At 47.7% G+C, this 12,637-nt stretch carries 8 protein-coding genes; 7 read left to right on the top strand and 1 reads right to left on the bottom strand.

The genetic code is table 11. The features are described 5' to 3' along the window. The first annotated feature begins 29 nt into the window (after nt 1-29). Nucleotides 30-599 carry a hypothetical protein gene (locus GX117_12280; protein NLO34107.1) on the top strand — a complete coding sequence of 190 codons (570 nt, stop codon included), beginning with the start codon at nt 30-32 and terminating at the stop codon, nt 597-599. Nucleotides 600-712: 113 nt separating this feature from the next. Here the strand turns inward: GX117_12280 and GX117_12275 are convergent, their stop codons facing one another. After that, nucleotides 713-2,695, bottom strand: a complete 1,983-nt coding sequence (locus tag GX117_12275; protein NLO34106.1) for a hypothetical protein — start codon at nt 2,693-2,695, stop codon at nt 713-715. 154 nt (nt 2,696-2,849) lie between these two features. Between GX117_12275 and GX117_12270 the strand changes: the two genes are divergently transcribed. From GX117_12270 to GX117_12245, 6 genes are all read left to right on the top strand, one after another. After that, nucleotides 2,850-5,135, top strand: coding sequence for a DEAD/DEAH box helicase (locus tag GX117_12270; protein NLO34105.1), 2,286 nt, complete (start codon nt 2,850-2,852; stop codon nt 5,133-5,135). Between the two features lie 92 nt (nt 5,136-5,227). Then, nucleotides 5,228-6,505: a GAF domain-containing sensor histidine kinase gene (locus tag GX117_12265; protein ID NLO34104.1), complete on the top strand. Its 1,278-nt coding sequence runs from the start codon at nt 5,228-5,230 to the stop codon at nt 6,503-6,505. A gap of 10 nt (nt 6,506-6,515) precedes the next feature. After that, nucleotides 6,516-6,785 (top strand): hypothetical protein, encoded by a 270-nt coding sequence (locus GX117_12260; protein NLO34103.1) that lies wholly within the window; start codon nt 6,516-6,518, stop codon nt 6,783-6,785. 54 nt (nt 6,786-6,839) lie between these two features. After that, complete coding sequence (locus GX117_12255) at nt 6,840-8,351, top strand: hypothetical protein (protein ID NLO34102.1); 1,512 nt, start codon at nt 6,840-6,842, stop codon at nt 8,349-8,351. 84 nt (nt 8,352-8,435) lie between these two features. Then, complete coding sequence (locus tag GX117_12250) at nt 8,436-10,088, top strand: CocE/NonD family hydrolase (protein NLO34101.1); 1,653 nt, start codon at nt 8,436-8,438, stop codon at nt 10,086-10,088. Between the two features lie 294 nt (nt 10,089-10,382). Continuing rightward, complete coding sequence (locus GX117_12245; protein ID NLO34100.1) at nt 10,383-12,623, top strand: YfhO family protein; 2,241 nt, start codon at nt 10,383-10,385, stop codon at nt 12,621-12,623. Nucleotides 12,624-12,637: the final 14 nt, after the last annotated feature.

Below are 12,637 nucleotides of genomic sequence, written 5' to 3'. Positions count from 1 at the left end.
GGCGCGACTATCGCGAATATGGCGGTGGGATGGTGACAGATTGGGGCGCCCATCATCTTGCCATCGCCCTATGGGGTCTGGGCATGGATGAAAGCGGACCGAAGGAAGTACATCCGCCCGAAACAGCCGGCGACGTTCAAGGGGCAACTCTTTATTATGAAGGTGATATCCCCGTAATCCACACGAAGAGTTACGGCATTCATTTTTATGGCAGTGACGGAGAAGTAAAAGTCAATCGCGGCAAAATTGAATTCTGGCTGGATGGTAAAAAAGTTGCAGGCTTCACGTCGCGGGAAGATAAAAGCAGCTTAGGTTCCGTACTCGCTACGCTGCAAAAAGATTTTCTTGATTCCGCGAAAATCAAATTATATGACAGCCAAGATCATTTACGAAACTTCTTGGACTGTGTCGAATCGCGCGAAACACCCATAACCAATGAAGTGGTCGGCGGCCGCAGTGTCATTTGCTGCCATTTATTGAATCAGGCCTATTACAACCATGCCGTCATAAAATGGGAACCCAAAACGATGACGTTTGTTGAAGGCAGCGGCGACCCCAAATGGCTGACCCGTGATTACCGCAGTCCTTGGGAAGTCTGACCTATAACCTTGCGCACGGGACAGGCTGCAGGGCGCTGTCTGCAGTTAATTAATCCAAAAAAGATTGGGGATTCTGAATGACTCAGAATCCCCGTTTCTTTTGGAATTTACTTTTATTTGTCTTCAGCCTCTTCAATAAAGTTGTGATACCGACCCATCCAATAGGGCAGCAAATAAGCAGCGCCATCGTCTTCCACCAGTCCGCTATTGCCGGTATCGGGCACATAAGGATCTGCATTCCATTTAGCAAAACACCGCTCATCAGCAGGAAGAACCCGAGTTATAAGGTCTTTTCCAAAGCGGTTGACCCGGGAAGAGAAGATCACGTCGTCACGATGGCTGTTAGTTGCCCTGAATAATCTTCGGTCTGTGGGGATCTCTTGCAAATTTTCAATGGCCCCGTCAATATCCGCGCCCGCAGGATCAACGGTGGCGTAAACAAAGGTATAAAAGCTCGATTTTTCAGGCTCCACCACCGCATAATGTCGGCGTACGCCTGCGGCCAATATTCTGCGCAGCTTGGGATCTTTTTCCAATTGTAAAATTGGATACCATGCCACAAAACCAAGTTGATCATCACTGTGGTTATTTTCATCGGGAAAATGCTTCTTTGAAATAACAACGTTTTCTAAATAATGATGCTCCACAATGAGTTTTCGATAATGCTCTTCATAGCGTGCATCCCCCGTAATATGATGCGCTACTTTGAGGAAAGACAAAATTTGCAGGGCGTTCAATCCCGACTCCATATAATTCATGGGATTGTTGTTCAAGGATTCGGGATTCCAAAAACCCCAGCGTGTGCGTTTCCCGTTCCAATCGATTAACTGATAATTATTGTTGATGAGATAATCGGTTAAGGCGCGCACTTGCTCTTCAATTAACGCACGTTCCGCCTCATCCTCTTTCGCTACATATTCATAGTAGGTGTAGAAAGCGAAATAATGACCGTCTATTTCGTCGGAAGAAGTGTCGCTTTTCCAATACAGGCTATGATCTTCTGTTGGCCGCCATTGCTTGCTCTTGGTTTTGCCGATCTCTTCGGGAACTACGCTGCGCGCTACCAAACCGGGAATTCCCGACACGTTTTGAAGCATATATAAGGCGTGCATACTCTCCCGCGCAGATACCTTGGCAGCGGGATCTTTTGTAGTGGCAAAACATAGCGACATGGCGGCGACATGATAGGCTGTCCACAGTCCATCGTTATCTTTATCGGGAATAGTATAGGATTGAAACTTATCGGCGTCGTCGAAAACACAATCGGCGACCAAGCCAAAGCGTCGATGCCGTTCATTTACTCTCTTTTCAATAGTAGAAGCCTTCTCAAGCAAACTCGTGCGTACTACGACAATCTTACCCACGCCCTTATCGGTTAGCAGCCAAGCAGCGCTTCCGTCTTCCTTGACAGCAATCGATTTGACCATATCGCCCGGCAAATACCGCTGGCCCGCCCTATAGAACCATTGCCGACCCTGTGCGTAGGGTTTATAAATAATGAGTCCGCGAGCGCTCCCGATCCAAAGCGTATCATTCATATCTATGGCGAGCGCCCTAATATCTTCAACAGGCAGCCCTTGTTTCCCTTGGAAATGGGTCCACTGTCCATCGGTATTGCGCCGGCTCAGACCGAGCGCCGTCCCTACCCACAGGTTATTTTTTGAGTCCAGAACCATGCCGCTGAGGGTTGAGGCAAGGGGGCCATTGACACCGTACTGCTCATATTTGGAGATCTTGCCCTCTTCCTGATAATAGAGTCCTTTCGTCGTTCCTATCCAAGTCAGTGTGCCCTGTTGTACTTCCGCTAATTTCTCGCCGCCGTCAAAAGCAGCTTCCAAATGGGTTTCACAAATAGGCGCCCCTTCTTCCAATCGAATAGAAACAGCATTTTCCCAATCCGGATGAGTCTCAGCTTTGCCGCGCACATGTTCGTCATAGGCGGCAACCGCCACGGCTTCCACTTTGCCGGGGGCAAGGAAAAAAGGCGGGGCCAGCTTTGAGGTTGAGATCTCTTCGGGAAGCCAACTTCCTTGGGCGAGGCTGTGCCCGGATAAACTAAGGAACAATAAAATCGTGATCGTCAAAAATTTTTGCATATTGCTTTCTCCTCTATACTAGACGCGACCGGTTGCCAAAAAGATTCAAGGTTATTTTCAGCGGCCCATTGAGCGTCATTTCACCGAGTCGCCCTAAAAAGATACAATACCTACACAACAATTACTATCCTTTTAACGTTCGGACAAATTCCTTATGAATGTATCACAAATAATAGACCAATTACGGAGCGATCCTAAATTTTGTGCAAACCTGACGACTTGGCGCAGCTTCACACCACGTCCCGGGCGCTACATGCCATTCCCGGATGGGGTAGCGCCAGAGCTGATCGACGGTCTAAAAAAGCGGGGCATTTCAAAACTCTATACCCATCAATTTGAAAGTTTCCAAGCCCTTGAATCCGGTAAGCACGTTTGTGTGGTAACCCCCACTGCTTCAGGCAAAACCTTATGCTACAACTTGGCCGTATTGAACCAACTCTATAAAGAACCTAACAGCCGCGCCCTTTACCTATTTCCTACGAAAGCCTTAAGCCAAGATCAGGTGTCGGAATTGACAGAGACCTTGGACACGCTGGAACTCAAAATTGGCGCCTATACTTTTGACGGCGACACACCCAGTTCTGCACGGTCTGCCGTACGTAATGCAGGCCATATTATCGTAACCAATCCGGACATGCTTCACGCCGGTATCCTCCCCCACCACACCATCTGGATACGTCTTTTTGAAAATCTTAAGTATGTGGTCATTGATGAAGTCCACCATTACCGCGGTGTTTTTGGCAGCCATCTTGCCAATGTCATACGGAGGCTGCGCAGGATTTGCGCCTTTTATGGATCCAACCCAACATTTATTTGTTGCAGCGCCACCATTGCGAATCCGGGAGAATTAGCAGAAAGTCTTATTGAAGAAGCCGTTACAGTAGTCGATGATAATGGTGCGCCGGCGGGAGAAAAACATTTCGTATTTTTTAATCCGCCCGTCGTGAATAAAGAACTTGGAATCCGCGCTTCCAGTGTAAAACAGGCAGGCAAGCTTGCCGCCTCTCTTCTGCTCAAAGGAATCCAATCCATCGTCTTTGCACGGAGCCGCTTGCGCGTCGAAATCTTGACTACCTATCTGAAGGAAGCGATACTCAGACAAGGAGGCGATAAAAATAAAGTGCGTGGTTATCGCGGCGGCTACCTGCCCACTGAACGACGTGAAATTGAAAAGGGTCTTCGAAATGGGGAGGTCATGGCGGTAGTCAGCACCAATGCCCTTGAATTGGGCATAGATATAGGATCCTTGGATGTCTGCATTATGTGCGGCTATGCCGGCGGTATTTCACGGACTTGGCAGCAAGCCGGCCGTGCCGGGCGACGCAGCGATACGGCGTTGGTCATTCTTGTGGCGTCGAGCGCGCCCTTAGACCAATATATTATCGGACATCCCGATTACTTTTTTGAACATAACCCCGAAAGTGCGACCATTGACGCTAATAACCTTTTTATACTGACGAGTCATCTCAAGTGTGCCGCCTTTGAGTTGCCCTTTACCGAAGGCGACGCCTTTGGTGTGGACGCGGCAAGCACAGCGGAACTTTTAGATTTTCTCGCGCGGCATCGGGTCTTACGGAAAACACGAAATCGCTGGCATTGGAGCACCGACAGTTATCCTGCTTCGGATATCAGCCTGCGCACCGCGGCGCCGGGCAATGTTGTTATTCTAGACACGACGGACAAGGGCCGTGTCATCGGGGAAGTTGATCTGTTTAACGCTCCTGTTGAAGTATATGAGAACGCGATCTATTTACATGAAACCCGACAATACACGATTGAATCGTTGGATTTAGATGATCGCAAAGCCTATGCACGGCCTGTAGAAGTTGATTATTATACCGATGCGGAAATGAAGGTAGATCTTCGTGTGCTGGAACGCAGTGATGAACGTGAAGAAAACGGTGTCGTGCAATGCCGAGGTGAATTGAGTGTCACCTGGAAACCATCTGTCTATAAGAAAATTAAATTTGGCACCCACGAAAACGTGGGTTGGGGAGAAATTCATCTTCCCGAACAAACCATGCATACGACGGGGTTCTGGATGGAATTTTCGGAACAACTGGCGCAGAAATATGGCTTAGCTCAAGAGGCACTCGGCGAAGCGCTCCATGCCTTTGCCAACGCCTTGCGGCAAGTTGCCCCGGTGCATGTGCTTTGTGATCCCAGCGACATTCTTGCAACCGCCAGATTGCGCGCGCCGGAATCACAAAAACCTTCGATCTTCCTCTATGAACGCTATCCCGGAGGCGTTGGCTATAATACCAAACTCTTCTATCACGCCACATCCCTTTTAGAAGCGGCACTGACCCTTTTAGCCGATTGCAGCTGCCCTGACGGCTGTCCCAGTTGTGTGGGTCCGGTTTTAGAAACCGGTGTCCACGGAAAAATAGGAGCAATGTTGCTTGCCCGCATTAGCTTGGGATTAGATCCGGAGCAATAAGCCGCATTACGAAATACGATCGTGTTGTCAATCCTTATAATCCGTGTTATCATAGTGCTGTAAACAATTGAATTCAGACAAAAAGAGATTTTATGGAGCCTTATACAACAATATTTTCTGACGAAAGCACACCGCAATGGCTATTGGATGCGACGCCTGAAGAAATGCAGCGTGTTTTTAAAGCTTTGTATCGGGTTCACGGATTGTTGGGCGTGCTCACCGATATGGATGCCCTTCTTGAACGTATCAGTGAAGAAGGTTGCCTGTTGGCATGCGCCGAAGGCGCCTCTGTGATGCTTTACGATGAAGCGAAAGAAGAACTTTACTTTAAAGTGGTTGTAGGCGAAACAGACGTTAAAGAAACATTAAAACGGGAAGTGCGCCTTAAGTTGGGGCAAGGTATCGCCGGCACAGCGGCGTTGGAAGGGCGCACCATCCATGTTGAAGATGTATCGAAAGACCATCGTTTCTTTCACGGCGCCGATGATGCAAGCCAGTTTTGTACCCATGATATCTTGGCACTACCCATGTACGAGCGTGGCAAATTGGTAGGCGTATTGGAATTGGTGAATAAAGTCGGTGAAGAATCCTTCAGCCCCTTGGATCGGCACGTCATGGAAATGTTCTCTTCCCTTGCAGCCGCCGCCTTGGTGGGCGCGCGCAAAATCGAACATGAAATCCAAACAGAACGACTTGCCGCCATTGGTCATGCCATCGCCGGTTTGACGCACCATATTAAAAATATTCTCAGCGGAATGATCGGCAGTGCCGAATTAATAGACCTTGCCTTTGAAGCGAATGATTTGAGTCTCGTAAAAAGAACTTGGTCGACCCTAAACCGCAGTGTGAAACGGATAACAAACTTTGTGCAAGATCTCCTACTCGTTGCGAAACCCAATACCCCTTATTTACAGGCATGCCCCGTTCTGCCTGTTGTGATGGACGCTTGCGAATCCATGCAGGATCTTGCCCGGCCCAAAGGGATCAATTTTAAGCTTAACTACGACAATCCGGAATTGACGGTGAAAGCAGATCCGGATGCTTTATTGCGCTGTATTATAAATCTCATCGGTAATGCCTTGGATGCGGTACCTGAGCAGACGGGCCGAATAGAGTTAACAATTGGTAATCACCCCTCAAAATATGTTGAAATTACCGTCAAAGATAATGGATCGGGTATCCCCGTGGAACTGCGCGATCATATCTTTGACATGTTTTTTACAACGAAAGGTACACGGGGCACCGGTCTCGGTCTCGCTTGTTCCGCCAAAATCGCCCGTGAACACGGCGGCAGCTTGAATTTGCTTGAATCAAGTGAAGGCGTGTGTATTCAGTTACTTTTGCCGGCAATGGAATCAAAGACAGTATAGGAGGATCGGAGTGAAAATACCGGCCAGTTTGAAAAATCCGGATGTATTAGGTTGGATTATATATCTTGTACTTACTGTGGTACTCGCATATCCTTGCGTTATGCTCATGTTTAAAATCACCTACGATACAGCGTCAACTTGGACACGCGTCGTGGGCGGTATCTTTGTAGCAGCGATCTTAGCAGGCTTCATCTCTTGGCTGGGTAATGAAATTTGGTTTCGCATTAAACGCCGCAGCAGAAATAAAAAACGTAAAATTGCACGCAAAACAAAAAAATAATTTAAATTTCGTGTCAAAATTCCGCTCTGAACAGAGGGATAAAGGTTTTTTGTCATGACAGAACTTTGGGACTTATCGGCATACGTTCAGGAACATCCTGAAGATTATCCGCGTCGCTGGCGGCTTGCCAAAAAACTATACGCAGCCAATGAATATCTGCTTGCCTTGGAGCATCTTCAGATGCTGCAAAAGGAATGGACACCCAAAATAAATGTGCGCCGCTATGTGGCGGCAACGCTCTATCGATTGGGGCGCTATCCGGAGTCAGAAGAAAGCCTCGAACGGACTATTGCTGAATGGCCGAGTGAAATGGGTCTCTACGAGCAATTAGCGCATGTCTACAATGTAGATAATAAAAAAGACCAAGCATTAGCAACATGGAAAAGAGCCCTGGAAATTCAACCGAATCATGCGCTCGCCCAAAAGGCTATTGCCAAGCTCGAAGCCGTGCTGGAACAAGATAAAACGGATAGATCAACTCCCCTCTGGGGGCTCTTCCCTGCTGACCTTACGACAGAAGAAAAAGAAGAGCTCATGATCACAGGAACCGTTTGCTCTCACTGTGGCGCTCAAAACAGCGACGAATTTGAAAATTGTTGGCAGTGCAACGCTGAACTTCATGTTCAAGAAAAATCCTTTTTAAATACGCCGCCCATAGAAGTACACGGTCCGTATCTGCTGCGCGCAGAAACAGTCGTATCTCTTGCCCTGACAACAAGCTTATTATTACTTGCCTTCTCCGCTTTCTTGGGAGTACGGCTTTACTTGAAGTTCTCGGCGAATAGCGACACCGTCTTTTATGCTTTAGACGACATGTACGAAATCGTGTTGATACCGGCACGACTCATGACCGGAATTGTCCTGCTCCTATGCTGGCCTTTCATCCTGTACGCGTTAATGCGTCTGTCTCGGATCAAAATCACGCCGCCCGGCTTGCTTACCGCTGTTTCCGGTCTTCTGCTGGCATCTTTCGTCGTACCCCTTATCTGGCTGCCCATGCCCTTCCCAATTTTGGCAGTCTTTATTTCATTGGTATTGTCTTTAGGGATTATTCTGTTACCCTTACGCATTGCGCCCGCCCCCGCCCTAATCATTTGGGTCGGGCAGGCAGTACTGATCTGGCTCATTGGCACCTCTACTTTTTGGCTCACGGAATCCTATCGTTATGGACAAATATTAAATCCTGTCCGAGAATTAAATATTGCGACAAAAACGATTAACGGTTCCTCCACCCTAGCGGATGCACTGCCGACCCGCATGCCCGGTGCGATTACGCCCATCGAACAAAAGATCAACTGGAAATCAACAGGATCGGACTGGCTTGATGCGCATATTTCATTGGTAGAAATTGCAGTGCGCCCTGAAGGCGATAATGATGCGCTTCGTTTCCAAATTTTCGAGGGAAGCGAGTTGCGTTATCACGAGGATTTAAAGAACAAACAGCAAATTACAGTCGATTTTCCATTGGAACCCAACACGCAGTATGAATTCCGTGTCCATGGCAAAGACAATGAAATTGTTCCTGTAATCATTCGGAGCTTGCTCCCTTATGAATTTGTTCACTAAGACCGGCTGATTGAAACCCAACCGTGTTGAAATAACAAGAACTTTGGTAAAGCATTTTCCAAACGACGCAGAAAAGAGACGCCTATGAAACGCTATTTGTATCTTTTTAACCTTCTCTTGCTCATTCTCCTTTCCGGAACCCTCAATACCGGTGACTGTTTCAGAACCTGCTGTTATGCCGCGCAACGGCCGCAAGGGGAAACTCATTTCGTCGCTATGCGGGACGGGGTTAAATTGGCCACTGACGTTTACATACCAAAGGGAGAGGATGAAAGCTATCCGGTTGTGGTCGTGCGAACTGTCTACGGACGTAAAGGTATGCAAGCCTTGGGCCGTGCGAGCAATAAACGAGGCTATGTATTGGTTAGTCAAGATTCACGCGGTCGTGGCGACAGTGAAGGAACTGAAAATACTTTTTTTGATGATGGCTGGGGAGCGCTTCAAGACGGAGCAGATTTGATCCAGTGGATCCAAGAACAGCCGTGGTGCAACGGAAAGATCGGCACCAGCGGCGGCTCTGCTTTGGGGATCACCCAAATCTTGATGGCCGCGGCAACTTCGGGAATCTCCTGTCAATCTATTTTGGTCGCCTCTTCAAATTTTTACGATCAGCTTACCTATCAAGGCGGCGTATTCAGGAAAGCGCTGTGTGAAGACTGGCTTACTTCACAAAAGGTCCCTTATATGATTCAACGCTGGCAGGAACATCCGCGCTATGATGCATTTTGGGAGCAGCTCAATGCCGAACCTAAAGCCGAAGTGGTCACAGCACCGGGTATGCACGTAGGCGGCTGGTGGGATATCTTTGCCCAAGGAACGATCAACAACTTTATGACAAGACAATACGAAGGCGGAGAGGGCGCTAAAGGTAATCAAAAACTCATTATGGGGCCTTGGCTGCATGGCCCGAAAAAGAATCCCGGCGACTTAGTGTTACACGATAATTTTATTTTTGATTACTATAAATATGAGCAGCGTTTCCAAGACTTTTGGCTCAAGAACGAGCCCAATGGCATCATGGATGAGCCGGCAGTAAATTATTATACTTTGGGTGATGTGACCAATCCCGACGCGCCGGGTAATGAATGGCGAACTGCGGAAACGTGGCCGCCTTTCCCGACGACCGAAGAAGCTTGGTATTTGCACGGGGACGGGTCTTTATCCACACAAGCGCCGGAAGGTGCTGAAGGAAGCTTAACCTATATCTATGACCCGGCAGACCCTTGTCCCACCCATGGAGGCGCAGAATTAACGCTGCCGGCAGGTCCCTTTGATCAACAAGAATTGGCAAAACGTGATGATGTATTGCTTTTTTTGTCCGACGCTCTGGAAGCACCTCTCGAAATTACAGGCAATGTTAAAGTGCGTTTGTTTATTTCGACCGATGCGCCTGATACCGATTTTACAGCCAAGTTCGTCGATGTATATCCTGATGGACGCCAGTACTTGATGCTCGATAATATTCAACGTTTAAAATTTAGAAAAGGTTTTACAGAAGCGGCTCCCTTAGAATCCGGAACGGTAGGAGAATTATGGATAGACTTGTGGACGACCAGCTTAATTCTAGATAAAGGTCATCGCATCGGTTTACACATTTCCAGCAGCAATTATCCCCGTTTTGAAAAGAACCCCAACACAGGCGAAGATTTTCCAAGCGACGAGCTGCGCAGCGCGAATAATACCATTTACACCAACGCTCAATATCCGAGCTTTTTGTCGCTGCCTGTGCCGCACTAAACGCGTCCATGCATTTAAAGCTAGGTTGATGTAATCACCTTCACGCCGGATTTTCTGCTGCACACTGAATGACTGGTCTTGGTCGGGCGATTGTGTGGGACCAGCACGTTCACTTTGCACGGTAGAAGTGCAATGATCTATCTTTTTCAAGTATACTAGTGTTTTTGCCGCGAAATTGATTAGGTGTGGGCAAACTTTCTTTATAGAAAGAGAAAGCCGTTGTCCGCAACGTTACCGTTATCCTTTATTACGACGGCTTTGCACCGACCTTATATGAAGGAAGGGTCTGTATCTGTGAACTTTCGAAAACGAGAATTAATCCAATCTTTATTTTGCCTTATTTTGCTAACCATTCCGCCGCTCCTTTTTCTTGGTCCAATCCTCCAAAGAGGAGATCTTCCACTCAATCTCAGTGGAATGACTTCACGTGTTCCTTGGCAAGATATACAGAGCTCGGAGGCTGTTTCTACGGAGAATAGCGATTCAGAAGAGTTGATCGAACGCTATTACCCTTGGTTGACATTTTTGAATCAGGCAGGCAACAAAGGCGAACTCCCCTTGTGGAATCCTTATGAAGGCATGGGAGTACCTTTTCTTGCTCTTTGGCGCACCCGCGCATTCTCTCCTTTTTCAATCCCCCTCTATCTCTTCCCTTTTGCGACGGGCTTCGGCATAAGCATCTTGGCAAAGCTTTTAGTAGCCGGATTTTGTGCCTATTATATGGCGCGCCGCTTTCAATTCACACCTTTTTTTGCATTGTTAGCTGCGATTCCCTTTCAATTAAATGGATTTTTTTTGGTTTCACCGTGGCATCCCATTTCAGACGTATTACCCTTTTTCCCCTTACTCCTGCCCTGCCTGCAGCGTTTACTTTTTGATGAATTAAAACTCTGGCCTTTTCTTTCCATTTTGATCGGAATCATGACTCTGGGCGGCGATCCAGAATCCTTGGTCGCCATCTTATTTTTTATCGTGATTTTGGTCATCATTTATGGAATTCGCACCTATCAAAGAGATGCCATTGGACACACCCTTTTTTGGGTCGTATTAAGCGCTCTTATAGGTCTGGCACTGGCCGGTATACAATTGGTTCCCTACATTGAGTTTTTGCATCAGGGCCGCTTAGAAAGCAAAACAGACGGCTTTTTTAAGCTTTGGGATCTCACCCATCTCTTTGTCCCGCCAATACTGAAAGAGGGCGCTTTTGCCTCACAGCGTGCCTTACTTTGGTTTCCAACGGGCATGACCGCCTTTCTGCTCCTTCCTTTATGGTTATCATTGCGCTCTTTTTCGAATCGTGTCCGCAGACGCCGTTTGGAAGCATTGTTGTGGACGGTTCTTTTTACCACCTTGATCATGGCCCTATTGGGCTCTTGGATACGTAGTCTCGTTGGCCTTTCTCTTTTCGACGCTGCCCATTGTTTGATTGCCTTTCCCCTCGCCATGGGATTGTTGGTCAGTACTACGGCAGAAGAATGGATTCATCTTAGTGCAGAGAAGTGTACGCTCGTGCTCAAAAAACTGACACGCCTTCTGCCTGCCTTTTGGTTAGCTTATTTGGTCATCATGATTATTCTGGCCCGCTTCAGCCCCGACTATCAATTCACCTTTGGCAGTGTGGTACCGATCCTTCTGGCGGCTGTCTCTGTTCTCGCAGTCCTTGCTATAACGTTCATCTGGCCGCGGCCCCTTTTTACCGCCTTGTCGCTCTCCTTACTAACAGCGGGGCTGCTGTGGTACATCTACCAGCCTCAAAGCCGCGTTACGCCGGAAAGCCATATTAATCCCAAGACCATGTTTACGGACTCCTTGGATCACGAAAACAATCGTCTTGCCGGTACAGAACAGCTGCAACATTGGCCCTTATCGCCTTATGAAGTTATGCAAATTTACAGCCCTTCCGGCATTTATTTAAACCGAAACAGTCAATTTTTAAATCAGAGTAAAAATCATCCTGAACTTTTACGCTTGGCGGCGTCCAACCAACTTATTTTGACGAAAGCGGATATTCAAGAACGATTTGCCGCCTTACGGCCTGTTCTTCATATTAAAGAAGTGCTGCCCTCCGGCGCTATTTTGGTAAAAGACCTTGAAGCCCATCCCCGCTCCCACATCGTATATTCTGTGCGGAAAGGCACTGATGACGGCACTCCCGTCACACTTCTGGCTGACGGCCCGCCCGTCAGTGAAGGCCCTGATCTTCCACAAAAGAATACGGATAAGACCATTACAGAAGCTGACATTCGATACAGTGGGAACAATATTGTTGAGGTCGTTGCAGAAAGCCACTCTTTTGGCGTATTGGTTTTGGTCGATTCTTGGTATCCGGGTTGGAAAGCTTTTGTTGATGATGTTGCCACGCCCGTCTTTCCTGTGGACATCGCTTTTCGCGGTGTAGAGATCAGCAAGGGGAATCACAAACTCGTATTTGAATACCAACCCCAGTCGCTTGCCATAGGCAAATATGTTTCCGCTGCAGCGCTCATTTTACTCTTGATTGGTTTAAGACGATTCCTTCCCCAAAAACACGCCTAATCAAAGCCTTTAAG

The sequence above is a fragment of the Candidatus Hydrogenedentota bacterium genome (genome assembly GCA_012523015.1).
Lineage (GTDB): Bacteria > Hydrogenedentota > Hydrogenedentia > Hydrogenedentales > CAITNO01 > JAAYBJ01.
The sequence above is the reverse complement of the archived record's forward strand: the minus strand, read 5'-3'. Positions and strand labels throughout refer to the sequence as shown.